This is a genomic window from Actinopolymorpha rutila (assembly GCF_013407855.1).
Classification (GTDB): Bacteria; Actinomycetota; Actinomycetes; order Propionibacteriales; family Actinopolymorphaceae; genus Actinopolymorpha; species Actinopolymorpha rutila.
This window is the reverse complement of the sequence record NZ_JACBZH010000001.1, coordinates 1,406,360-1,430,553: the sequence shown is the minus strand read 5'-3', so window position 1 is coordinate 1,430,553 and position 24,194 is coordinate 1,406,360. Positions and strand designations below refer to the sequence as shown.

The 24,194-nt window shown below is 71.2% G+C and carries 22 protein-coding genes; 10 read left to right on the top strand and 12 right to left on the bottom strand.

Annotation, left to right across the window (positions count from 1 at the left end; translation table 11 throughout):
* Nucleotides 1-210: 210 nt before the first annotated feature.
* Nucleotides 211-1,470 carry a mandelate racemase/muconate lactonizing enzyme family protein gene (locus tag F4554_RS06305; protein WP_179786511.1) on the top strand — a complete coding sequence of 420 codons (1,260 nt, stop codon included), beginning with the start codon at nt 211-213 and terminating at the stop codon, nt 1,468-1,470.
* Between the two features lie 128 nt (nt 1,471-1,598).
* On the opposite strand, the gene F4554_RS06300 is transcribed toward F4554_RS06305, so the two are convergent.
* Both F4554_RS06300 and F4554_RS06295 read right to left on the bottom strand, forming a co-directional pair.
* Complete coding sequence (locus tag F4554_RS06300; RefSeq protein ID WP_092649514.1) at nt 1,599-1,802, bottom strand: DUF397 domain-containing protein; 204 nt, start codon at nt 1,800-1,802, stop codon at nt 1,599-1,601.
* The gene (locus tag F4554_RS06295) at nt 1,792-2,682 is read right to left on the bottom strand and encodes a helix-turn-helix domain-containing protein (protein ID WP_179786510.1); all 891 of its coding nucleotides are present in this window, start codon (nt 2,680-2,682) and stop codon (nt 1,792-1,794) included. The genes F4554_RS06300 and F4554_RS06295 overlap by 11 nt, the downstream gene beginning before the upstream one ends.
* Nucleotides 2,683-3,053: 371 nt before the next feature.
* Between F4554_RS06295 and F4554_RS06290 the strand changes: the two genes are divergently transcribed.
* On the top strand, nt 3,054-3,251 hold the full coding sequence (locus F4554_RS06290; protein ID WP_238341230.1) for a hypothetical protein: 198 nt from the start codon (nt 3,054-3,056) through the stop codon (nt 3,249-3,251).
* Here the strand turns inward: F4554_RS06290 and F4554_RS06285 are convergent.
* The 8 genes from F4554_RS06285 to rsmI all read right to left on the bottom strand — a co-directional run bounded on the left by F4554_RS06285 (nt 3,219) and on the right by rsmI (nt 12,143).
* Complete coding sequence (locus F4554_RS06285) at nt 3,219-3,827, bottom strand: pentapeptide repeat-containing protein (RefSeq protein WP_179786508.1); 609 nt, start codon at nt 3,825-3,827, stop codon at nt 3,219-3,221. The two genes, F4554_RS06290 and F4554_RS06285, sit on opposite strands and share 33 nt — an antisense overlap.
* A gap of 32 nt (nt 3,828-3,859) precedes the next feature.
* A complete protein-coding gene (locus F4554_RS06280) occupies nt 3,860-4,876 on the bottom strand; it encodes a serine protein kinase RIO (protein ID WP_337795897.1) in 1,017 nt (338 codons plus the stop codon).
* A 296-nt stretch (nt 4,877-5,172) separates the two neighbouring features.
* Nucleotides 5,173-6,081, bottom strand: coding sequence for a 4-(cytidine 5'-diphospho)-2-C-methyl-D-erythritol kinase (locus tag F4554_RS06275; protein ID WP_179786507.1), 909 nt, complete (start codon nt 6,079-6,081; stop codon nt 5,173-5,175).
* A complete protein-coding gene (rsmA, locus tag F4554_RS06270; protein ID WP_179786506.1) occupies nt 6,078-7,034 on the bottom strand; it encodes a 16S rRNA (adenine(1518)-N(6)/adenine(1519)-N(6))-dimethyltransferase RsmA in 957 nt (318 codons plus the stop codon). Before rsmA ends, F4554_RS06275 begins: the two co-directional genes overlap by 4 nt.
* An 87-nt stretch (nt 7,035-7,121) precedes the next feature.
* Nucleotides 7,122-8,288 carry a ubiquitin-like domain-containing protein gene (locus F4554_RS06265; protein ID WP_179786505.1) on the bottom strand — a complete coding sequence of 389 codons (1,167 nt, stop codon included), beginning with the start codon at nt 8,286-8,288 and terminating at the stop codon, nt 7,122-7,124.
* Nucleotides 8,289-8,783: 495 nt separating this feature from the next.
* Complete coding sequence (locus tag F4554_RS06260; protein ID WP_179786504.1) at nt 8,784-9,692, bottom strand: TatD family hydrolase; 909 nt, start codon at nt 9,690-9,692, stop codon at nt 8,784-8,786.
* Nucleotides 9,689-11,293 carry a methionine--tRNA ligase gene (gene metG, locus F4554_RS06255; protein ID WP_179786503.1) on the bottom strand — a complete coding sequence of 535 codons (1,605 nt, stop codon included), beginning with the start codon at nt 11,291-11,293 and terminating at the stop codon, nt 9,689-9,691. Before metG ends, F4554_RS06260 begins: the two co-directional genes overlap by 4 nt.
* A 22-nt stretch (nt 11,294-11,315) precedes the next feature.
* The gene (rsmI, locus tag F4554_RS06250) at nt 11,316-12,143 is read right to left on the bottom strand and encodes a 16S rRNA (cytidine(1402)-2'-O)-methyltransferase (protein ID WP_179786502.1); all 828 of its coding nucleotides are present in this window, start codon (nt 12,141-12,143) and stop codon (nt 11,316-11,318) included.
* A gap of 170 nt (nt 12,144-12,313) precedes the next feature.
* Here rsmI and F4554_RS06245 point away from each other — a divergent pair, with 170 nt between their 5' ends.
* The 5 genes from F4554_RS06245 (at nt 12,314) to F4554_RS06225 (ending at nt 16,979) form a co-directional block, all read left to right on the top strand.
* On the top strand, nt 12,314-13,963 hold the full coding sequence (locus F4554_RS06245; protein ID WP_179786501.1) for a dolichyl-phosphate-mannose--protein mannosyltransferase: 1,650 nt from the start codon (nt 12,314-12,316) through the stop codon (nt 13,961-13,963).
* Nucleotides 13,964-14,051: 88 nt separating this feature from the next.
* Nucleotides 14,052-14,693, top strand: coding sequence for a type IV toxin-antitoxin system AbiEi family antitoxin domain-containing protein (locus F4554_RS06240; protein ID WP_179786500.1), 642 nt, complete (start codon nt 14,052-14,054; stop codon nt 14,691-14,693).
* A gap of 52 nt (nt 14,694-14,745) precedes the next feature.
* Nucleotides 14,746-15,459: a nucleotidyl transferase AbiEii/AbiGii toxin family protein gene (locus F4554_RS06235; protein WP_202889167.1), complete on the top strand. Its 714-nt coding sequence runs from the start codon at nt 14,746-14,748 to the stop codon at nt 15,457-15,459.
* 95 nt (nt 15,460-15,554) lie between these two features.
* Entirely contained in the window at nt 15,555-16,220 is a 666-nt protein-coding gene (locus tag F4554_RS06230) for a DinB family protein (protein WP_179786498.1), read from the top strand.
* Between the two features lie 102 nt (nt 16,221-16,322).
* Nucleotides 16,323-16,979, top strand: a complete 657-nt coding sequence (locus F4554_RS06225; RefSeq protein ID WP_179786497.1) for a CBS domain-containing protein — start codon at nt 16,323-16,325, stop codon at nt 16,977-16,979.
* 12 nt (nt 16,980-16,991) lie between these two features.
* Here the strand turns inward: F4554_RS06225 and F4554_RS06220 are convergent, their stop codons facing one another.
* Nucleotides 16,992-17,507 carry a hypothetical protein gene (locus tag F4554_RS06220; RefSeq protein ID WP_179786496.1) on the bottom strand — a complete coding sequence of 172 codons (516 nt, stop codon included), beginning with the start codon at nt 17,505-17,507 and terminating at the stop codon, nt 16,992-16,994.
* A 247-nt stretch (nt 17,508-17,754) separates the two neighbouring features.
* Nucleotides 17,755-19,191 carry a GuaB1 family IMP dehydrogenase-related protein gene (locus tag F4554_RS06215; RefSeq protein ID WP_179786495.1) on the bottom strand — a complete coding sequence of 479 codons (1,437 nt, stop codon included), beginning with the start codon at nt 19,189-19,191 and terminating at the stop codon, nt 17,755-17,757.
* Between the two features lie 283 nt (nt 19,192-19,474).
* Here F4554_RS06215 and F4554_RS06210 point away from each other — a divergent pair, with 283 nt between their 5' ends.
* The 3 genes from F4554_RS06210 to F4554_RS06200 are packed head-to-tail and all read left to right on the top strand — an operon-like array spanning nt 19,475 to nt 24,033.
* Nucleotides 19,475-20,302 carry a response regulator transcription factor gene (locus tag F4554_RS06210; RefSeq protein ID WP_272955874.1) on the top strand — a complete coding sequence of 276 codons (828 nt, stop codon included), beginning with the start codon at nt 19,475-19,477 and terminating at the stop codon, nt 20,300-20,302.
* Between the two features lie 7 nt (nt 20,303-20,309).
* Nucleotides 20,310-21,818, top strand: coding sequence for an ATP-binding protein (locus tag F4554_RS06205; protein WP_179786494.1), 1,509 nt, complete (start codon nt 20,310-20,312; stop codon nt 21,816-21,818).
* A 34-nt stretch (nt 21,819-21,852) separates the two neighbouring features.
* On the top strand, nt 21,853-24,033 hold the full coding sequence (locus F4554_RS06200) for an ArnT family glycosyltransferase (protein WP_179786493.1): 2,181 nt from the start codon (nt 21,853-21,855) through the stop codon (nt 24,031-24,033).
* Nucleotides 24,034-24,194 lie beyond the last annotated feature (161 nt).

The window sequence follows — 24,194 nt, the reverse complement described above, 5'->3', positions numbered from 1 at the left end:
CCGCCGCGCCGCAGTCGAGGCTATCCGCTCGCGTGGATCACCCTCACGTCCCCGTCCGGCCGACGGTGGACCCGCCTGGCTGAGGGCGGACCGAGGCGTTCCGGCCGTGCCCGACCTGGGCAACGATGGATGGATACGCACCGAACGCCGTACGCCGGACAGACGCGGAACCGGACGCAGGAACAGCCGCCGAGCCGAGAAAGGGTGCCGATGAGTGCGCCGCTGAAGATCACCGACGTCGAACGCATCGTCGTCAACGTGCCGTTCACACCCCGCTGCCAGGAGTGGAACGCCCTCCTGGTGTGGGACTGGGGTGTCATCGAGGTGGTGAAGGTGACCACCGACGCCGGCCTGGTCGGGTGGGGCGAGACGCTGCTGCACTACGGCTGGGGACTCGTCCCCGATCAGGCGGCCGCGCGCGTACGCGGCGGCAACCCGGCCGACTTCCTGGGCGACGACTCGCTCGGCCCCGGCCTGCAGATGGCGATGTACGACCTGGTCGGGAAGGCACTCGGCGTACCCGTGTCCGCCCTGCTCGGCCGGAAGGTGCGCGAACGCGTCCCGATCGCTTGGTGGAACACCAAGATGGCGCCGGAGGCGCTGGCCGAGGAGGCCAGGGAGGCGGTCGCGGCCGGGTATGTCTTCCACAAGTTCAAGGCGCGCCCGTGGCTGGACGTCTACGCCCAGGTCGACCAGGTGAGTGCGGTGACTCCCCCGCACTACCGGCTGGACATCGACTGGAACGCCATGCTGCTGTCGGCCGGCGACGCCGCGCCGGTGCTGCGCGAGCTCGACCGCCGCGACCGGGTGGCGATCTACGAGACCCCGATCCCGCACGCGGACCTGGAGGGCTACCGCCACCTTCGCGACCGGATCGGCCGGCCGCTGGCGGTGCACCTCGCCGCGCAGCCGTTCCAGGCCGTCGTACGCCAGGAGACCTGTGACGGCTTCGTCGTCGAGGGCGGCGTGGCGACGGCACTGCACCGGGGCGCGATCTGCGCGGAGTTCGGCAAGGCGTTCTGGCTGCAGTGGGTGGGCGCAGGCCTCACCACCGCGCTGGTGGCACACCTCGGCTCGGTGCTCACCCACGCCCGCTGGCCCGCGGTGACCGCGCTCAACAACTACGCCGACGACCTGATCGTCGACCCGCTGCGCGTCGAGCAGGGCTACCTCGTGGTGCCGGGCGGGCCGGGCCTGGGCGTTGAGGTGGACCAGGACGCGCTGGAGCGCTACCGGATGCCGGCACCGCACACCCTCCCCGAACGCCGGCACGTCCTGTCGGTCGTCTGGCCGTCCGGGCGTGCCGTGCACTACGCGCGGATGGCCGACATGTGGACCGACTTCCTGGCCGGCAACCATCCTGTCCAGGAGCCCGGCGTCCGGATGGACGCCTGGCTGGACGACGGGTCCGCCGAGTGGAGGGAGCTGTTCGCCCGCGCCCAGCGCGGCCCGGTGCACGCGACCGCCTGAGCCACGCCGCGCCGCTCGGCCGGCACTCGCGTACGACACACGAAACCCCCGGCGGGAGGCCGGGGGTTTCGTGCTGTTGCCGGATCTACCGGATCAACTGCTCAGGGCGGTGCCTGCTCGGTGCCTGCTCAGCGCAGGTCGAACTCGCCCTTCTTGGCGCCTCCGACGAAGCTGGACCACGAGCCCGCGCCGAAGACCAGCTTCGGGCCCTGCCGGTCCTTGGAGTCGCGGACGGCCAGCTGCGCACCGAGGTCGGCGACCTCCACGCAGTTCGACATCCCGACCGAGGCAGATGCCTTGCGCCATCGTGCTCGGGACAGGTCAACTTTCATTTTCGCCTCCTTGTTGGGTGGCCATCTCCGATGCGATGGCCACGACTTTGCGGGCCGACTCGGTGGGGCTGAGCGCCACGGCGGCCATGTGCGCGAACGCGCGGTTACCTCGGTCGACGTCGGCCTCGGACTCCAGGAGCGCGATGCCGGCGTGTCCGTCGGTGAAGACGACGGGTGAGTGGACGTCCTCGTCGAAGTCGAAGATGGTGAACGGACCGGACGTGCCGGGATAGCTGCCGGCCTCGAACGGCACCACCTGGAAGATGCAGTGGTTGGACAGCTCCAGCACCCGCAGCAACTGGCCGCGCATGATGCTCAGGTTGCCGCCCACCGGCCGGCGCAGTGCCGCCTCGTCGACGATCACCCACAGCCGGCTGCGGTCGTCGTCGGCGCCCTCCGCCCAGAACTGCTCCTGGCGGGCCATCCGCACCTTCACCGCCCGCGCCTGTTCGTCGGCGGTGAGGAACGTGCACATCGCGTCGAGCGCACTCGCGTACTCCTCGGTCTGCAGCAGACCCGGGAGCATGAGGGGTTCGAACTGCCGGATGCGCAACGCCTCCGACTCCAGCCCGACGAAGACGCTGTACTGCTTGGGGAGTGAGCCCAGCGGAGCCCACCATCCGCGCTGCTTGCCGAGCTTCTGCAGGTCGCGCAGGAGCGTTGAGAACTCCTCGTCGTCGACCTTGTAGAGGTCCAGCAGCGAATCCAGCTCCGCCTTCACGATTCCGACCTCACCCGCCTCGATCTTGCGAATCTTCGAAGGTGAGCATCCGAGAAGCTCTGCCGCGTCGTCGAAGGAGCGTCCCGCCTCCTCGCGCAGCCGCCTCAACTCCTTGCTGAGCCGCCACCGCGAGATCGTGGGTCCGGTCACTCTGGGCATGCGAGCCTCCCCGGTGCGTAACTGCGAAAAGTCTGGACCTTGGGCCCGAGTGTGGCAAGTACTTATGCCACATCAGTCGGGAAATCCCGGAACGCGAAGATCAACTTGGTTGATGAAAATTTACATTGGAAGTCTTACTTGACCATACGTGGTGCTCCTGTCACTCTAGGAGTCCCTACGGGCCGCCGTAGACCCCGGCCCATTCCCTGCGCGGCGGCCCGTAGGACTCCACTTCGCGGAGCACGTGATGGCGTGATGGAGAGGAAGGGCTCATGCCCACCAGCGCGACAACCATGCCGTGTCGCTTCCAGCTGTATCGACACCGTGACTCGACGGGCGTTTCGGGAACGGGCGTCGTTGCGTGGGGAACCGTGTACCCCAACGGAAAGGTCAGCCTCGCCTGGTGCGGGCCGCGACCCTCGATCAACGTCTACGAGTCACTCGCCGACGTCACCGCGATCCACGGCCACGACGGCCACACCCAGGTCGTGGTGTACGACGAGCTGCCGCATCCCGCGGCCATCGACGCCGCTCGGCTAGTCAGCCGTTTCGACGCGCGCGCCGTGTGACTCCGCGAGCAGCACCGCGCCGGCGAGGTCGAGCCGGGTGTCACCCAGCTTCGCCACACTCAGGTCGACCGCGTGCAGGTTGGCACCGCGCAGGTCCGCCTCGATGAGCACCGTGCCCCGCAGGCTGGCGAACGACAAGTCCGCGTCGCGCAGCACCGCTCCGTTCAGGTTGGCCTCGGACAGGTCGGCGTCGCCCAGCCGAAGGCCGCGCAGGTCGAGCCCGGTCAGGTCGGCGCCCCGCGCCGTGATCCCGCCCCACTGACCGCCGCGTACGGTCAACGGCCGGAACACGCAGTCGACGAATGTCGCGCCGGTGAACTTGCAGCCGTCCAGGACCGCGGAGAAGAAGGAAGTACGCCGGAACTCACACCCCGCGAACGCCGACTCCCGGTGCTCGGAGGCGTTGAACCGGCAGTTGTGGAACTCACACCGCTCGAACGACGCGCCGTGACTGCGGGACTCGGTGAGGTCGACCTCGCGGAACACGCACTCGACGAACCGCTCCGCCTCGAAGTCGCGGGCGTACCAGTCGAGCCGGTCGAAAGTCTCCCCCGTGGTCTGCGCGTTCGCCGCCATCCCCCCATCATGGCGGCGAACGCACGTGACTGTCAGCTCGCGCCGGCCTCCTCGAGGACCTCCGCGGTCAGCCGGTCGGCGGCGGCGAGGTCGGGGTCCATGCCCCGGGCCACGAACCACTCGCAGATCCGTTTCACGTCCCGGCGCAGGAACTCCTGGCCCTGTGGGTTGGTCACCACGTCGACCAACTGAGGCAGGTCGATCAGGATCAGCTCGCCGTCGTTCACCAACAGGTTGTACGCCGACAGGTCGCCGTGGGCGTACCCGTTGCGGCCGAGCAGGACCAGGGCGTCGTGCAGCTGCCGCCACAGGTCGGCCAGCTGGTCCGGCTCCGGTCGTAGCTGCGCCAGTCTGGGCGCCGCCTGGCCGTCGGCGGAGCCGATGAACTCCATCAGCAGCTCGGTGCCGAGATGCTGGACCGGGTAGGGCACCGGCAGCCCCGCGGTCCACAGCTGGCTCAGCGCGTCGAACTCGGCGACCGCCCACTGCTGGGCGATCAGGTTGCGGCCGAAGTTGGTGCGGTTCTCGACCGCCCGTTGGTCGCGGGTCCGCCGTGACCGCCGGCCCTCGAGATAGCCGGCGTCGCGGTGGAAGAGCCGGTGGTCGGCCGAGCGGTACCGCTTGGACGCCAACAGACACCGGCTCCCGGCGCTGCCGGCACCGTCGGGCACGCCGCGTTCGATCAGGAACACGTCGGCTTCCTTACCGGTCTTGAGGACGCCGAACTCGGCGTCCACCGCGGCCAGGTCGGTGACCAGCCAGGACGGGTACGGCTCCGGACCATGGCCACCGGGGTCGTCCCAGGTGGTCCAGCGGTAGCCGGTCGGCGGACCGTCGTCGACGGCGGCGGCCTCGCGTTCGGCCACCAGCCGGGCGCGGGCCTCCTCGGTCATCCGGCCCCGCGAGCGGGGTGCGGGATCGGTGTCGGACCGCCGGCGCCGCATCCGGGCCGAGGCCGGTGCGTCGTCGAGACCGGGGTCGAGATCGTTGGTGGCGTCGTAGGCGGAGACGTCGATGTTGCGGTCGTAGTTCAGGTTGCGCTTGCGCACGGTGAGAGAACTCCTTGGGAAGGGTGCGGCCCTCCCGCCGTGCGCGGTGAGTTTCGGCGCCTGTCAGCGGCCGGAGGGCGTCGCGAGAGGACGGGTACGAGACCACGCCCGGACGGCATTCATGGTCACTTCGCACCTCCTCGATCGCGCCGGCCGACGGCCGGATGCCCTGGGTCGCCGCGACAGGCACCACCCGCGGCTGACGACTGCCGACACTCTGGCGCAGGCCGGCGAACGGCCGCAACCGGTTTTTCGCGGCGGGACTTCCCGGGTCTCCCGTGCGGCACCCGCGGGGCTCAGGACTCGACGACCCGGGCGCCCGGCACGGGTCCGGTGGCCCGGCGCACCGAGGCGCACAGCCCGGTTCCCGCAAGCCGCGCGGACAGGTCGACCGCGTGCGCGTGGTCGCGGGCCAGGAACGCGCAGGTCGGACCGGACCCGGAGACCACGGCACCGATCGCGCCGTAGTCGCGGCCGGCGTCCAGCACCTGCCCGAGCCGGGGCCTCATCCGCAGGGCGGCCGGCTGCAGGTCGTTGACCAGCGTCGCGCCGAGCTCGGTCGCCGAGCCGGACGCCAGCGCGGCCATCATCGGCTCGGGGATCCGCGGGGGCAGGACGACGAGGTTGTCGCGGATCCGGTCCAGCCGGGCGTACACCGCGGGCGTGGACATGCCCTCGCCATCCAGTGCGAACACCCATTCGTAGGACCCCCTGGCCAGTGCCGGGGTGACGAGTTCGCCGTGCCCGGCGCCGATCGCGGTGCCGCCGAGCAGACAGAACGGCACGTCGCTGCCGAGCCGGGCGGCCAGTCCGAGCAGGGTGTTCCGGTCGGCCTTGGTCCCCCACAGCGTGTCGCAGGCGACCAGGGCGGCCGCCGCGTCGCTGCTGCCGCCCGCCATACCGCCGGCCACCGGGATGCCCTTGGTGATGTCGATGGCGACACCGGCGTCGACCCGGGCGTGCTCGGCGAGCAGCCGGGCCGCGCGGACCGCGAGGTTGCCGTTGTCGAGCGGCACCTTGCCGGCCTCCCGGCCGCTGACCCGCACCGTGAACTCCCCCGGTGGCGCGAGCGTCGCCGCCACCTCGTCGTACAGGCCGACCGCCTGGTAGACCGAGGCGAGCTCGTGGAAGCCGTCGGTGCGCAACGGGCCGACCATCAGGGCCAGGTTGACCTTGGCCGGCGTCCTCACCACTACAGCGCTCACCGAGCGGGCTTCCCTTCTCCGCGTTCCGACCTGCGTTTCGATTCCGTACGTTTCGATCGCGCCGTGTCCGGTCCCTGAACGGCGGGCAGCGCCTCCGCGATCCGGGCGAAGGCGGTGACGTCCAGGCGTTCGCCGCGTTCGCCGGGGTCGATGCCGGCCGCCCGCAACGCGCTCTCGGCCGCGGCCGGCGACCCGGCCAGGCGGGACAGTGCCGCCCGCAGCGTCTTGCGGCGCTGGGCGAACGCCGCGTCGACGACCGCGAACACCTGCTCCCGGGAGGCGGTGGTCGGCGGTGGCTCGCGGCGGGTGAAGGCGACCAGGCCGGAGTCGACGTTCGGCTGCGGCCAGAACACCGTACGCCCGACCAGGCCGGTGCGGGCGACTTCGGCGTACCACGCGGCCTTCACGCTGGGCACGCCGTACACCTTGGAGCCGGGTGCCGCGGCCAGCCGGTCGGCCACCTCCAACTGCACCATCACCAGGCCGCGCTCGACCGACGGGAAGTGCTGGAGTACGCCGAGCAGGACCGGGACGGCGACGTTGTACGGCAGGTTGGCCACCAGCGCGGTCGGCGGCGGTCCGGGCAGCGAGCGGAGGTCCATCGCGTCCGCGTGGACCACCTCCAGCCGGTCGGCCTGCCCGGGCGCGAAGCGCGCGACCGTCCCCGGCAGCGCGCCGGCGAGCGTGTCGTCGATCTCCACCGCGACCACCCGGGCCGCCGCGCCGAGCAGGGCGAGGGTCAGGGAGCCGAGCCCGGGGCCGATCTCCAGCACCACGTCGCCGGCCCCGACGCCCGCGGCCCGCACGATCCGGCGGACGGTGTTGGCGTCGGTGACGAAGTTCTGCCCCCGCTGCTTGGTGGGGCGCAGGCCGAGGTCCGCCGCCAGCACGCGAACGTCCGCCGGGCCGAGGAGACTCGGCCCGGCGGACGCAGCTTCGAACGCGTTACCCACACCGGAACGCTATCTGGCACCCACCGGCGCCCGGACGCGCGCTCAGCCGTCAGGACTGGTCAGGGGTGGGCACTGACGTGGTGACCGTCAGTCGTACAGGTGGCTCCCGCAGCTCCACTGACCCGCGCCGTCCCGCTTGTACAGGAGCTTGGCCCGGTAGGTCTGCTCCGCGGAGGAGTTGTCGATCGGGTTGCCCGATCCTCCCACGGAGTGCCAGGTCGACAGCGAGAACTGGTACAGCCCGTAGTAGCCGGACGGGTTGACCGCCCGCGGGTTGCCGCTGGACTCGCACTGCGCCAGCGCGGCCCAGTTGAGGCTGTCCACGCCGCCGCCGACGTTGCCGCCGCCACCGCTGCTGCTCCCACCACCGCCGCTGCTGCTACCGCCACCACCGCCGCTGCTGGAGGTGGTGGTCTTACGTACCTTCGTTCCGTCCAGCACGATCTTGTCCACCGGCCGGCGTACGACCTTCTGGGACAGCAACTGGGTCTTGACCTTCTTGCCGTCGACGTAGGTCGTACGGAAGATCTGGGCCTTCTCGCCCTGGTGGCCCACACGGTCGACCTTGCTGTGGCCCTTGTACAGGGACGAGGTCTTCCGGTGCACCGTGTTGTAGGACAGCGCGACCTTGCGGGTCGACTTGCGGACGTCCACCCGGTTGACGGTGATCGCGGTGCCGTCCTTGACCTCGGTGGACAGGCTCGGCTTCACCCGGTCGTCGGCGTCCACCTTGACCCGAGCCTTGGCGAGCGCGTCGGACACGGTCCGCAACGGCTCGTCCAGCGGGGTCTTCTTGCCGTCGTGGCTGATCACCACGGACTTGCGGGTGAGGATGTCGACCGTGAGGCCCTTCCGCTCGATGCCGACCGAGCGGCTGGCGGAGGTGTGGGCGCCGGCGAAGCGGCCGCCCAGGTTGTTCAGTGCCTCGCCCAGGCTCATCGCGGTGACCCAGTGGGTCTGCTTGGAGCCGTCGACGTTGAGGGTGAGCGGCCTGGCGTACCGGACGGCAATCCGGGTGCCGTCGGTGATCTTTGCCGTCCTCGCCGGCGCCACCACGTCACGTGGGCCGACCTTGATCTTCTGCGACGCCAGAACGTCACCGACGGTGGAGTCGAAAGTGTGGAGATTGTGAGCCTTACCGTCGACCGAGACGGTGACGGACTTGTTCAGCGACGCATAAGCGGTCGTGCCGCCGATTCCCAGCGCGCCGACCACTCCGATGCCGATGGCACCGATAAGTACCTTCTTGTGCACGGTGCTCCGATGGTCGTGCTTTCCGGGCACGGAAACACAGACGGCACGCATCAATGAGGGGCCAGGGTCCGCGCGACTCGACGATGAGCCGTGACCAGCGCGAACACGCGCCGGTATCAGGCGCGGATGACGCCCCCCTCTGCGCCGTCCGAGGCTTCCCCGACCCCGGCCAACGACACGGGACGATAACCAACAATGTCACCGCTATCAACTCCGGCCACATTAGATGCTTATTCCGGACAGCCTTCAGGGCTGTTCGGAGTGACCACGCATTGTCAGAAAAGCCGAAATGCGCTGGGCAGATGTGGGTCCGGGGATCGGTGAATTCCGTCGGTGTGATTCCGGCGCGCCCGGACAACCCGAATCGCCGGTCCCGTCAGTCTCCAATTAGGGCCATTTCCAACGAAATGCCTTAATCGGTAAAGAAGGGCAAATCGGACACCAGGCGTGTCTTACCGGGCCCTGGCGGTCGACGTCGAGGACCCACCTACCGGGCTACCAGGTGCCGAAGACCGCCTCGGTGGCCTCCGCCACGGCGGCGCACATCGCCTCCTCCGAGACCCCCTTCACCTCCGCCATGCACCGGACGGTGAGGGGTACGAGGTAGCTCGCGTTCGGCCGGCCGCGGTGCGGCGTGGGAGCGAGGTACGGCGCGTCGGTCTCGACCAGGATGCGGCCCAGCGGCACCTCGGCGAGGGCCTCGCGCAGCGGTGCGGCGTTCTTGAACGTCACGGTGCCGGCGAAGGAGAGGTAGTAGCCGCGGCGTACGCACTCGCGGGCCATCTCGGCGTCCCCGGAGAAGCAGTGCATCAGCACCCGCTCCGGCGCACCCTCCTCGGCGAGCACCCGGAGGACGTCGTCGTGGGCGTCCCGGTCGTGGATGGCCAGCGCCTTGCCGTGCTTCTTCGCCAGCGCGATGTGGGCCCGGAAGCCGTCCTCCTGGACCTTCCAGCCCTCCTCGCCGGTACGGAAGTGGTCCAGCCCGGTCTCGCCCACCGCCCGCACGCGCGGGCTGGAGCCGGCCAGCCGGTCAATCTCGGCCAGGGCCGCGTCGAGCCCGCCCGCCGCCGCGAGGACCGGCACCTCGTTGGGGTGCAGGGCCACCCCGGCCACCAGCGCGGGATGCTCCTCGGCGGCGCGAACCGCCCAGCGCGCCCCGGGCAGGTCGCAGCCGATCTGCACGATTCTCGGCACGCCGACCGCGGCCGCCCGGGCCACGGCATCCTCGACCGGGAGCCACCGGCCGCCCGGGCCGTCGGCGATGTCGAGGTGGCAGTGCGAGTCGGCGACCGGCGCTGCCAGCGGCGGAGGCGGCTCGGGCCGGCTGCGGTCGCGGCGGTCCTCACCGCCTGCCCGCTGCCGGGTCGGACCGCCGTCGTGCCGCGCACCCGGTTGGGGCGTCACGACGCCTCCGGCTCCTCGATCCGGGGGAACAGCGGCGCCCCCTTGGTGAGTACCGACCCCTCGGGCAACTGGCCCCAGTTGCCGGCCTCGGTGAGCGACTGGTCGGCCAGCGCGCCGACGCTCTGCCCGGCGCCGAGCAGCTCCCACAACGCCGCCGCGCTGCGCGGCATCACCGGGTTGTAGAGGACGGCCACCGCACGCAACGCCTCGGCTGCGGTGTAGAGGATGGTCGCCAGCCGGGCCCGGGCCTCCGGGGAGTCGTCCTTGGCGACCTTCCACGGAGCCTGCTCCGTCAAGTATCCGTTGACGACGCCGACGAACGCCTCGACCGCGGCCAGCGCCTCGTGGAAGCGCAGCGACACCGCGGCCTGGTCGGCCACCCGTACTGTCTGGGTGAGGCGTTCGGCGACCACCTGCTCGGCCGGTCCGGCGTCGGCCGGGGCGGGCAGGTTGCCGTCGAAGTAGCGGCCCACCATCGCCGCGACCCGGGAGGCGAGGTTGCCCAGCCCGTTGGCCAGCTCGGAGGTGTAGACGGCACTCAGGTGCTCCCAGGAGAACGAGCCGTCGGAGCCGAACTGGATTGCCCGCAGGAAGTAGTAGCGGAAGGCGTCCGAGCCGAAGGTGTCGATGATCTGGCTGGGCGCGATCCCCGTCAACTTCGTCTTGCTCATCTTCTCGCCGCCGACCAGCAGCCAGCCGTGCGCGAACACCGTCGTCGGCAGCGGAAGGCCCGCGGCCATCAGCATGGCCGGCCAGATGACCGCGTGGAAGCGCAGGATGTCCTTGCCGACCAGGTGGACGTCGGCGGGCCAGACCTGCTTGAAGAGCAGCGGATCCGTGCGGTAGCCGGCCGCCGTGACGTAGTTGAGCAGCGCGTCGATCCACACGTAGAGGACGTGCTCGTCGTCCCACGGGACCGGAATGCCCCAGTCGAAGGTGGACCGCGTGATCGACAGGTCCTGCAAGCCCTGCTTGACGAACGCCACGACCTCGTTGCGGGCGCTTTCGGGCTGCACGAACTCCGGGTGCTCCTCGTACAGCCTGAGGAGCTTCTCGGTGTAGGCCGACAGCTTGAAGAAGTAGTTGGTCTCCGACAGCATCTCCACCGGCCGCCCGTGTACCGGGCACAGCTTCTGGCCGTTCTCGCCGTCGAGTAGTTCGGCGGGGAGCTTGAACTCCTCACAGCTCACGCAGTAGGGGCCTTCGTACGTGCCGGGGAAGACCTCGCCGGCGTCGTACAGATGCTGCCAGAACTCCCGAACCCGCTCGGTGTGCCGGTTTTCGGTCGTACGGATGAAGTCGTCGTTGCTGGCGTCGATCGTCTCGAGCACCGGCTTCCACGCCGTCTCCACCAGCTGGTCGGCCCACTCGCGGGGCGTCACGCCGCTGGCCTCGGCACTGCGCATGACCTTCTGGCCGTGCTCGTCGGTGCCGGTGAGGAACCACACCTTCTCGCCGCGCTGGCGATGCCAGCGGGCCAGGACGTCGGCCGCGACCGTGGTGTAGGCGTGCCCGATGTGCGGCTTGTCGTTGACGTAGTAGATCGGCGTCGTGACGTAGAACGCCTTGCCGTCCTGACGGCTTGCGGAGGCATCGACCATGTCCGCGATCCTAGGGAACCCCTCAGTCACCGGCGACGGCGGCGGCGTAGACGACCCGCTTGGCGACTCCCGACTCCTGGGCCACCGCCGCGATCGCGTCCCTCCTGGAGGAGCCGCCCTCGACCCGCTCGGCGACCATCCGGGCCAGCTCCGCCGGCGCCAGGTCCTGTGCGGCGGCCGCCGGGGCACCGCCCACCACCAGCGTGATCTCCCCGCGTACGCCCTCCTCGGCCCAGGCGGCCAGCTCGCCCAGCCCTCCCCGGCGTACCTCCTCGTAGGTCTTGGTCAGCTCCCGGCACACCGCGGCGGAGCGCTCGGCACCGAACACCTCCGCCATCGCCGAAAGGCTCGCGGCCAGCCGGTGCGGCGCCTCGAAGAACACCATCGTCCGCCGCTCGCCGGCGACTTCGCGCAGCCGGGCCGCACGCTCGCCGGCCTTGCGCGGCAGGAAGCCCTCGAAGCAGAACCGGTCGACCGGCAGCCCGGACACCGCCAGCGCGGTCAGCACGGCCGACGGCCCGGGTACGGCGGTGACCCGGATCCCCGCCTCCACCGCCGCGGCGACCAGTCGGTATCCGGGGTCGGAGACCGACGGCATGCCCGCGTCGGTGACCAGGACGACCCGTCGCCCGGCCAGCAGCGCATCGACGAGCTCGGGGGTACGGCGGGCCTCGTTCCCCTCGAAGTACGACACCACCCGGCCGGTCGGGTGAACGCCGACGGCCGAGGTGAGCCGGTGCAGGCGCCGGGTGTCCTCCGCGGCGATCACGTCGGCGGCGGTCAGCTCGGCGGCCAGCCGCGGCGGGGCGTCGTCGAGGGAGCCGATGGGCGTGGCGGCGAGGACGAGCACCCCGGCCTCCGAACCCGCCTCACTGCCGGCCTCGGGGCCCGTCTCACGGCCTGTCGCACGGCCTGTCTCGCTGCCTGCCTGACGGGGGTTTTGCGTACGGGCCGACACGGGGCCATCCTCGCACCGCGCCGGTCAGGCCGTTCCCACCTGGTGTCCGTACGATGACCCCGATGACGACGACGGCCTCCGAGCGCGCCGGCGACGGGTCGCCCGGTCGGGCCGGCGACGCCCGCGCCGTCCCCGCCGCTGTGATGGGACGCGACCCAGACGGCAGACCCATCCCCCCGCTGCGCCAGCGGCTGTGCCCGCCCCTGCCCGACGACGGGTGGCGGGGCTGGATCGGGCCGCTGCTGATCACGGTGTTCACCGCTGTCCTGCGGCTGTGGAACCTCGGCCGGCCGGCGAAGTTCGTCTTCGACGAGACCTACTACCCCAAGGACGCGTTCAGCCTCCTGCACTTCGGGGTCGAACACCAGTTCGTGGACAAGGCCAACGAGCGCATCCTGGCCGGCGACCTGAACGTGTTCGGCGAGCCCGCGTTCGTCGTCCACCCACCGGCCGGCAAGTGGCTGATGGCGGTCGGTGAGTGGATCTTCGGCATGACGCCGTTCGGCTGGCGCTTCTGCGTGGCGCTGGTCGGCGCCCTGTCGGTGCTGGTGATGGCCCGGTTGGCACGGCGGCTCACCCGGTCCACGCTGCTCGGCTGCGTCGCGGCGTTCCTGTTCGCCGTCGACGGGCTGCACCTGGTGGAGAGCCGGATCGCGCTGATCGACCTGCCGGCGATGTTCTGGCTGCTGCTCGCGGTGGCCGCGCTGCTGATCGACCGCGACTGGGTTCGCACTCGGCTCGCGGACGCGGCCGAACCGCTCGGCCGGGTCACGCCCGGAACCTGGGGACCACCGCTGCTGTGGCGGCCGTGGCGGCTGGTGGCCGGGCTGTGCTTCGGGCTGGCCGCCGCCACCAAGTGGAACGCCGCCCTGGCGCTCGCGGCATTCGGCCTGCTGACCTGGGTGTGGGACGTCGGCGCGCGGCGGGCAGTCGGTGCGGCGTTCGCGCGCTGGGCCGGGGTGGCCCGGCTGGCCCTGGACGCGGCGGTCGCCTTCGTCACGGTCGCCGGCACCGCCGCCGTCGTCTACGTCGCGTCCTGGGCCGGGTGGTTCGCCTCACCCGACGGCTGGGACCGCACCTGGGCCGCGTCCAACCCGGCGAGCGGGCTTGCCCGGCTCGTCCCCGACGCGGTGCGCTCGCTGTGGCACTACCACGCCGAGATCATGTACTTCCACACCCACCTGACGGAGAAGCACCAGTACGCCTCCTCGCCGCTGGGATGGCTGGTCATCGCCCGGCCGGTGTCGTTCGACTGGGTCGACAACATCGGCCCGAGCAAGGGCTGCCCGACCGACCGGTGCGTCCAGGAGATCCTCGGCATCGGTACGCCGGTGCTGTGGTGGCTCGCGGTGATCGCCCTGGCCGGCTGCCTGGTCTGGTGGGTCCTGGGCCGGGACTGGCGCTTCGGCATCCCCGTGGTCGGCGTGGCCGCGACCTGGCTGCCGTGGTTTCAGTACGCCAACCGGCCGATCTTCTACTTCTACGCGATCATCATCCTGCCCTGGATGATCATCGGGCTGACCCTCGTGCTCGGCAAGGTGCTGGGGCCGCGGGACGCCTCGCCGAGACGCCGGATGTGGGGCGCCGCGGCGCTGGGCGGGGTGACGCTGCTGGTGCTGCTGAACTTCGCGTACGTCTACCCGATCCTCACCGACCAGGTGATCCCGTACGACGCCTGGCTGCGGCGGATGTGGTTCCGCTCCTGGGTCTGACCGTCCGCCCGGACAGGTTCGCCATCCTTATCCCCGCGAGCCCATCCGTGTAACAATCGTAGGGTTGAAGCCTACGGAGGTGACACCAATGGCTCGGCGTGTGGCAGGACGGGTTCCGCCGGAACTCCTGCACGGCCCGGTCAGGGTCATCCGTCCCGGCGACGCCGGCCACGTCTACCGCCACCCCCGGGCGGAGTTCGCTCGCCTTGCCCGGCAGGGCGCCCTCCACCAACTCACCCCCGGCTACTACGCGGTGGTTCCCGACCATCTCGTCGGCCAGCAGTGGTTGCCCGACCTGGAGGCGGCGGCCCTGGGCATCGCGGTCGCCGGAGCGGGGGTCGACGACGTGGCCCTGATGGGGGTGAGTGCCGCCCGCCTGCACGGCGCGATCCCCCGCGCGTTGAACGTGGGGGTGGTCGCCACCGCCAGACGCCGACGCGCCGCCACGCTGTCGGACCGCAAGGGCGAGATCATCTTCGTCACCCGAGACCCGCACGGCCTGGATCTCGAACGCGTACAGACCGAACTCGGGTCGGGCTGGATGACCACCGTGGAGCAGACCATTCTCGACCTCGCCGCCAGGCCGACATTGGGTGACGTACCCGACGAGACCGACGCCGCGGTACGTGGCCTGCTCCCGCGCGCCGACCTCGACCTCCTGCACGATCTCGCCGTGACCCAGCGGCGGACAGCGACCCTCCAGCGCGTTCTGGCCGGCGACCATGCTTGACCCACGTGAGGAAGCAGCGACTGCCGGCCGGTTCGGCGTCGCTTTGACCCAGGTGCGTCGTGACCACCTCATCTCCCACCTCCTGGCCGCGTTGAGTGCGGAACTGGCGGACAAGGTGATCTTCTTCGGCGGCACGGCGCTCTCCCGGACATTCGTGCCTGATGGCCGACTGTCCGAGGACATCGACCTGATCGCCACGGGCAGTCGGCATGAGACGGCCGGGGAGGCCGAGCGACTGCTGGTGCGTGGGGTCCGAAGGGAGTTTCCCGGCCTGCGTTGGGATCCTCCACTGAGCGCGGTCCGCGACACCGACCCTGCCGTACTTCGTACGCCCGACCTGTTGACGGTTCGGGTGCAACTGCTCGACGCGACCGGTTATCCGCCATGGCCGACGTGTCCACGTGAACTGGAACAGCGGTACTCCGACGCACCGCCCGCGACTTTGACCGTGCCGACAGTCGCATCGTTCGCCGGTTGGAAGACAACGGCATGGGATCACCGGCGCGCAGCCCGCGACCTGTACGACCTGTGGTCCCTGGTCAGCGCTGGTGGGATCGATGTCGAGGCAGTCCGGCTGTACCAGAAGTTCGGGCCCACCGGCCTTCCACCCGCCCCTGGGATCTTCGACCAGGCCCCGGAGCAACAAGCCTGGGTCCGCGATCTCTCCGCGCAGACCAGGTTGGAGGTCACGGCAGCAGAGGCATTGGAGCAGGTCAGCCGCGCCTGGTCGAAAGCGAAGGCTCGCGCAGGTAGGCGCCGGACCTAGGGAACGCGACGTGTGGGTCGCCCAACGGAAAACCGACTGCGGACGCGGGCGTCCGGGTGACATGATCCCCGCGAGTTGACGATCGGGGAGGTGCAGTGGCCGGGAATTCGAACACGCTTGGCAGACCGCGGATCGCGCTGCTGCACTGGCAGCTCGACGTCGCGTGGTCCCTGCTCGAGGTCCACCTGGGCGACCTCGACGATTCGGCCTACCTGTGGGAGCCGGCTCCCGGAGCCTGGACCGTACGCCGGCGACCGGACGAGCGGTGGACCGCAGACCGTCCGATGACCGACCTTTCCGTACACCCCGAGCCGGTCCGCACGATCGGCTGGCTGACCTGGCGGCTGGGTTCGTGGTGGGCAGAGACGTCGGTACGGTGCTTCGGCACGGAGTCCGGCGACCGCCTCCACAACGACGGGACAGCCGACGGGGCGGCCGAGGGGACGGCCGAGGGGACGGCCGGCGACTGGCCCGGAGACGGCGAGTCGACGCTGGACTGGCTGCGCACGATCCGGACCGACTGGAGCCGGGGCCTGAGCACCCTCGACGACGCCGACCTCGACTCCACCGCGCGGGCGGAGTGGCTGCAGCGGGGCACCCGGCCGTTCGGCTACGTCGCCGCCTGGGTCAACACCGAGGTCACCCGCTACGCCGCCGAGATCGGCCTGCTGGCGAGCCTGCACCGGGCGGCCACCGATCCGTGGCACCGGCCGCGAACCGGACGCCGGCCCGGCCCGGGCTGGCACCGGCACACCGCCTGAGGCGTACGGGACCTTCGGCTCTACGGCCTGTCGGCGCCCGTCGCGACAGTGAGACCAACCCGCGCTCCCGAGATCTCTCCTGAGTGAGCTGGCTGGAGTGAGATGACCGTCCACGTCGGCGACCGCATCGTCCTGGCCCACGAACCCGATCGCGTGCACCGCCGGCACGGGACGGTATGCGAGGTGCTGGGCACACCCGAGTCACCGGAGTACCGCGTGGCCTGGGACGACGGGCACGAGTCGTTCATCTGTCCGGGCCCGGAGGCCGTCGTCCTGCCCGCCGGGACCGCCGACACAGCGCACGTTCCGGAGGCCAGGAGCGACGAGGACCTCGGCGAAGGCGGAGACGGAGCCGGGGAACGGGTGGGCCGGCACGACCCGGTCGAGCGGATCATGCGTTCTCCCGTACGCACCGTCGACGCCGCGAGCTGTCTGCGGACGGCCGCCGAACTCCTCGCCGAGGCCGACGTCGGTGCGCTCGTCGTGAGCCGGAACGGCGTGCCGGTGGGCATCCTGTCCGAACGCGACATCGTCCGCGCCCTCGCCGGTGGCGGCGACCCGGACGAGGTGTGGTCGGCGGACGTGATCGGCGTGGACACCGTGTGGGCGAGCCCGAGCGACCCGATCCTGCAGGTAGCCGGGCTGATGCGCCGGCACTACGTCCGCCACGTTCCCCTGCGGACGCGGACGCGGCCGGCGACGGTGGTGGGCATCGTGTCCGCGCGCGACGTACTGGCCGTGCTTTACGACAGCCGCTGAGCTCCAGGTGTTCTAGGTCAACCGCTGGGCGCCGTCCAGCCGGCGAAGCTCGGCGATCACCAGGCCGAACACCTCGTCGACCGCCCGGTCGGCGAGCACGCTGGTGGCCTCGCCCCCGTCGTCGAAGCCGGCCTCCACGGAGAAGACCACGACCCGGGGCGGCAGGTGCAGGGACGTGAGCGCCCCCATGACTCCGCCGGGTGCGGTCGTCCCGGGCTCGGGCCGGCCGGGCCCGTGCGTCTCCATCACCGACTGCCGGATCGAACCCGGCGTACCCCCGGCTCGGGTCGACTCGACCATGATCAGCTCGTCCAGACCGCTGTCCGCGCTCAGCAGTCGTACGGGCAGATCGGTGCTGGCCAGGACCTGCACTCCCTCGACGCGCGTCCGCTCGCCGGACGCTCGCTGACCCGGGACCGACTGCCCCCCGGTCAGCCGGTCTCCGGTCAGCCGCGCCACGATTCGCGGGCCGACGTCCCAGGCACCAGGCCCGGTGCCCCCACTTCCCACGACTGCGACGGTCAACATCGGACCCTCCCCCGGCTTCGGGCCGCTGCTGGCGCATTCTCACAACGCGGCAAGGGAAACCCCTCTCGCCCGCGGCGCGGCACTGCATCGTTCACCCCCGCTGCCATGCCGCTGCGCCGAAGGGTTTCCCTTGCCACCTCACTTCAGCATCGGGCGGGGCGGCTCAGGAGAGTCGTTGGTCACCGCGCCGAGGGACGTTCGGCTGGCGCGTCCCGGTTTGCCGGAACGGGCACGCTTGCCCGCCTCGTCACCAGCTGGTGGCGAGCGGCATCCCTTCGGCGAAGCCGGCCGCGGTCTGCACGCCGACCACCGCGCGGGCGTGGAACTCCTCGATGTCGGCCGCACCGACGTAGGTGCACGAACTGCGTACGCCGGCGACGATCCCGTCGAGGACGTCCTCCACACTCGGCCGGTCCGGGTCGAGGTACATCCGGGAGGTGGAGATGCCCTCGCCGAACAGGCCCTTGCGTGCCTGCTGGAACGGCGAGTCCTCCGCGGTACGCAACGCGACCGCCCGGGCCGAGGCCATGCCGAAGCTCTCCTTGTAGAGCCGGCCGTCGGTGTCGCGGTGGGCGTCACCGGGCGACTCGTACGTCCCGGCGAACCACGAACCCACCATGACGTTGGACGCCCCGGCCGCCAGGGCGAGAGCCACGTCGCGCGGGTGGCGGACACCGCCGTCGGCCCACACGTGCTTGCCGAGTTCGCGGGCCCGGGTGGCGCACTCCAGCACCGCGGAGAACTGCGGCCGGCCCACGGCGGTCATCATCCGGGTCGTGCACATCGCGCCCGGCCCGACGCCCACCTTCACGATGTCGGCGCCGGCCTCCACCAGGTCGGTCACCCCCTCGGCGGTGGCGACGTTGCCCGCCACGACCGGGACCTGCGGGTCGAGCCGGCGGACGATACGCAGCACCTCGAGGGTGCGTTCCTGGTGCCCGTGCGCGGTGTCGATCACGAGGACGTCCACCCCGGCGGCCAGCAGAGCCTTCGCCTTGGTCTCGACGTCGCCGTTGATCCCGATCGCCGCGGCGACTCGCAGCCTGCCGGTGGAGTCGACGGCCGGGGTGTAGAGCGCGGCCCGCAGGGCGCGTTCGCGGGTGAGGAGTCCCACGATCCGTCCGTCTGTGCCGACCACCGGCGCCAGCCGGTGCCGACCGTTGTGGAGCTGGTTGAACGCGTCCTCGGCGTGGATGCCGTCGGGCAGCGAGAGCAGGTCACGCGACATCACCGAGGCCAGCTGGGCGAACCGGTCGACGCGTTCGAAATCGGCCTCGGTCACCACCCCGACGGCCCGGCCGTCCTCGACCACGACGACCGCGCCGTGGCCGCGCTTGGGCAGCAGGTTGAGCGCCTCGCCGACGGTGCCGGACGGCGCCATCGTGATCGGGGTGTCGTACACGGTGTGCCGGTCCTTGACCCAGCCGATCACCTCGGCCACCACCTCGACGGGGATGTCCTGAGGAATCACCGCCAGACCGCCGCACCGGGCGATCGTCTCCGCCATCCGCCGTCCGGACACCGAGGTCATGTTCGCCGCGACGATCGGGATGGTCGTCCCGCTGCCGTCGGACGTGCCGAGGTCGACGTCCAGGCGGGAGGAGACGAGCGAGCGGTTCGGGACGAGAAAGACGTCGCTGTAGGTGAGGTCCTGCTCGGGGACCCGATCGTGGAGGAAGCGCACATCCACCTCCTTGGGCGGCGGCCGGGGAGTCGCCGGGGACGACTCGGGACACCTGAAGATTACGGGGCGCGGAGGCCGGCGCGAACGCCGCGGCGGGACTGTCCCGACCCTCCCCGACGCCCAGGAGCGCGGCGAAACCGCACGGTCACGCAGGGCTTTCGCGACGCTTGCCGACGGGGAGTACGAACGCCGCACAACGGACCTCTGTACGCGGTCGAACTATCACAGCCTGTTCACAGCAACCCTTGAGGCTACGCACAGGATCCGCGATGACGATGCCCGCATGACGCGTACGACTCCGGCTGCCCGAACGGACTCCCCCGGCTCACCGGACCTTCGCCCCGGCGGCTCGCCCGGTGGCTCGCTCGGCGGCTCGACCGGCCCCGCGGCCGCGGCCGGAGCCTCCCTGCGCCGCGCCGACGGCGGACCGGTCCGGGTGCTGGTTGTCGACGACGAACCGACCCTCACCGACCTGCTGGCGATGGCGTTGCGCTACGAGGGCTGGGAGGTACGCACCGCCGGGGCCGGACGCGACGGCGTCCGCGTCGCCCGGGAGTTCCAGCCGGACGCGGTGGTGCTGGACGTGATGCTGCCCGACCTGGACGGCCTGGACGTGCTGCACCGGATGCGGGCCGAGGACCCTCGGGTGCCCGTGCTCTTCCTCACCGCCAAGGACGCGGTGGAGGACCGGATCGCCGGGCTGACCGCGGGCGGCGACGACTACGTGACCAAGCCGTTCAGCCTGGAGGAGGTCGTGGCCCGGCTGCGCGGCCTGATGCGGCGTACGGTCGCCACGATGACCCGCGAGGACGCGCTGCTGGTCGTCGGCGACCTCACTCTCGACGAGGACAGTCACGAGGTACGCCGGTCAGGTGAACTGGTCACCCTCACCGCCACGGAGTTCGAACTGCTGCGCTATCTGATGCGCAATCCGCGGCGGGTGCTGAGCAAGGCACAGATCCTGGACCGCGTGTGGAGTTACGACTTCGGCGGCCAGGCCAACGTCGTGGAGCTCTACATCTCCTACCTGCGCAAGAAGATCGACGCCGGACGGGCACCGATGATCCACACCATGCGCGGCGCGGGCTACGTGCTCAAACCGGCCTTCTGAGGGCGCCGTGAGCACTGTCAAGCAAGTGTTGACGCCGAGCGGGTGGACGCTGCGGACCCGGCTGGTCGCCGCACTGACGGCGGTGACGTTGCTTGTGTGTGCCGTGGTGGCGACGGTCACGCTGCTGGCGTTGCACAACTCGCTCACGAACCAGCTCGACCACCAGCTCGACGCGGCCGTCCTCCGCACCCAGTCCGCGGAGGGCCCCGACCCGATCCGGCGCCGGCCACCGGATCAGCCCGGCCCGCCGGGCTTCCTCTCAGGACCGGGCGCCGGGGTGGGCACCCTCGGTGCACGGCTGGTGGACGGGACGGTCAGCGGCGCCGGCATCGTGGACTCCTCGGGTCACGTTCTCGAGCTCTCCTCAGCCACCGCTGCCGCCCTGACGCGGCTTCCGGTCGACCATCACCCGCACACCCTCGACCTCGCCGGGCTGGGCAGCTACCGGCTGGTCGCGGCCCGGGCGTCGGACGGCGACGTGCTCGTCACCGGGCTCTCGCTGGAGCCGGCGAACCACACCGTCATGCAGGTGGCGGGCGTCGTCGCCGGGGTCGCCGCGCTGGGCCTGCTGGCCGCCTTCCTCGCCGGCGCCACGATCGTGCGGCGCAGCCTGCGGCCGCTGAACCGCGTTGCCGCCACCGCCACCCGGGTGGCCCAGCTCCCTCTGCACGAGGGCGAGGTGGCCCTGTCCGAACGCGTCCCCGCGGTGGACACCGATCCACGAACGGAGGTCGGCCGGGTCGGCGCCGCCCTCAACCTGATGCTCGGCCACGTCGCCGCCGCGCTCGCCGCCCGGCACCAGAGCGAGACCAGGGTCCGGCAGTTCGTCGCCGACGCCAGTCACGAACTGCGGACACCGCTGGCGGCGATCCGCGGCTATGCCGAGGTGACCCGGCGCGGCCACGAGGAGGTCCCCGACGACGTGGCGTACGCGATCGGGCGGGTGGAGTCCGAGGCGGCCCGGATGACGGCACTGGTGGACGACCTGTTGTTGCTGGCCCGGCTGGACGCCGGCCGGCCGCTGGCCCGCGACCAGGTGGACGTGTCCTGCCTGCTGGTGGACGCCGTCAACGACGCCCGGGTGGCCGGTCCGGACCATCGGTGGGAGCTGCGCCTGCCCGCCGAGGCGCTGGTCGTCACCGGCGACCAGCACCGGCTGCACCAGGTGCTGGCCAACCTGCTCACCAACGCCCGTACGCACACCCCGCCCGGCACCCGGGTCGTCGTCAGCCTCGCGCGGACGGGCACGCGGGTGCGGATCAGTGTGTGTGACGGGGGGCCGGGCATTCCGACCGAGCTCCTGCCGGTCGTCTTCGAGCGCTTCGCCCGCGGCGACACCTCCCGGTCACGGGCGGCCGGGAGCACCGGCCTCGGGCTCGCGATCGTGTCCGCGGTGACCGAGGCACACCACGGGCAAGTACGAGTTGACAGCGAGGCGGGCCGGACGGAGTTCACGCTGGAACTGCCCGTACGGCCGCCACTGGAATCGCACAGCCCGGCCACAGCCGGTCGTTAGCTCCCGCACAGCCGGCCCGAAGACGCTTGCGGGCATGACGACGACACTCCTGCGCCGGACCGACGACCCACGGTGGGTTCGCCCGGCTCTGCTCGGCCTCCTCGTGGCCACCGGCGTTCTCTACCTGTGGGGGCTCGGCGCCTCCGGCTGGGCCAACAGCTTCTACTCCGCGGCCGTCCAGGCGGGCTCGGTGAGCTGGAAGGCCTTCTTCTACGGGTCCTCCGACGCCGCCAACTCCATCACCGTGGACAAGCCGCCCGCCTCCCTGTGGCTGATGGCCCTGTCCGTAAGGGCCTTCGGGCTCAGCTCGTGGAGCATCCTGGTGCCGCAGGCGCTGGCCGGCGTGGCGTCGGTGGGCGTTCTCTACGCGACCGTACGCCGGTGGTTCTCCCCGGCCGCGGGCCTGCTGGCCGGTCTGGTGCTGGCGACCACACCCGTTGCCACGTTGATGTTCCGGTTCAACAACCCGGACGCGCTGCTGGTCCTGCTGCTCGTGCTCGCCGCCTACGCGACCGTGCGGGCAACCGAGCGCGCGAGCACGAAGTGGCTGATGCTCGCGGGCGTGCTCGTCGGGTTCGGGTTCCTGACCAAGATGCTGCAGGCGCTGCTCGTCATGCCCGCGCTCGCGCTGGTCTTCCTGCTCGCCGCGCCCGCGGGGCTGTGGCGACGCGTCGGTCAGCTGCTCCTCGCCGGGCTGGCCATGGTGGTCGGCGCCGGCTGGTGGATAGCGATCGTCGAGCTCGTACCGGCGAAGTACCGGCCCTACGTCGGCGGCTCGCAGGCCAACAGCATTCTCGAACTGACGTTGGGCTACAACGGGCTGGGCAGGTTGACCGGGAACGAGACGGGCAGCGTCGGACCCGGCGCCCAGTCGGGTGGTTTCGGCGGCGGTGGCGGACCGGGTGGCGGGTTCGGCGGGCAGACCGGGCTGGGCAGGTTGTTCGCCTCGGAGATGGGCGGGCAGATCTCCTGGCTGCTCCCCGCGGCGCTGGCGTTCCTCCTCGCCGGTCTGTGGCTGACCCGGCGGGCGCCGCGGACCGACCGCACCCGCGCGGGCCTGCTGCTGTGGGGCGGCTGGCTGGTGGTCACCGCGCTGGTGTTCAGCTTCATGCAGGGCATCATCCACGCGTACTACACGGTCGCCCTGGCACCCGCGATCTCCGCACTGGTGGGCATCGGATCCCTGTGGATGTGGCGCATGCGCGACCGGCTTCCGGCCCGGATCGTGCTGGCCGTCGTTGTGGTTGGATCGGCGGTGTGGTCGTACGTCCTGCTGGGTCGTACACCGGACTGGAACCCCTGGCTGCGTCCCGCCGTGCTCGCCGCGGGCGGGGTGGCGGCACTGGGACTCCTCGCCGGCACCCGACGGTACGCGGTGGCCCGGGTGGCCGCCGTTGTGGCCATGGCCGCGGTGCTTGCCGGTCCGCTGAGCTACTCCGTCGCCACGGCGTCCACCGGGCAGGGCGGGTCGATCCCGTCGGCCGGACCGGCCGGGCAGGGCGGACAAGGCGGGCCTGGCGGCGGACCCGGCGGGATGGGTGGCCCCGGCATGCGGCGCGACGGAAACCTCGACGCGGCAGGGGGACTCCCGGCCGGACCGCCACCCGGCGGCGGTGCCGCACAGGCACCCGCAGGTCAGGCGTCCGGTGGTCAGGCGTCCGGTGGTCAGGCGTCCGGTGGTCAGGCGTCCGGTGGTCAGGCACCGACAGGCCAGGCCGGCCAGGCCCGCGGCGGCGGGGCAGGTGGGATGGGCGCGCTGCTGAACGGCAGCAACCCCGGTGCGAAACTCACCACGATGCTCAGGAAGGACAGCGGCTCCTACACCTGGGTGGCCGCGACGGTGGGCTCCAACAGCGCCTCCGGCTACCAGCTCGCCACCGGTGAGCCGGTGATGCCGATCGGCGGCTTCAACGGCAGCGATCCCTCCCCCACACTCGCGCAGTTCAAGGCCTACGTCGCGGCCGGGAAGGTCCACTACTTCATCGGCGGCGGTCTGGCCGACCTGGGATCGGAGCAAGGTACGTCCGGAAGCATCCAGACCGCGGGCCGGGGCGGCTTCCCCGGGGCGCGCGGCGGCACGAACTCCACCTCGGGTCAGATCGCGGCCTGGGTCGCGGCCAACTTCTCCTCCACGACCGTCGACGGGGTGCAGATCTACGACCTGACCGCGCAGAACACTGCGAGCACCACCGGGAGCACCGCAAGCAGCAGTTGACGCTGAACGCGGTGCTGTACACCAGCACGAGCCACGTCCCCGGCGACCGGCACGCCCCGCCGGTCGCCGGGGATGGAGGCGTTTCTGCAAGTAGACAAGGGCTTGTCGCGTCACAGCACGCCCACAGCCTCACCACACGCCGACCACAGCGCCTCCGTCAA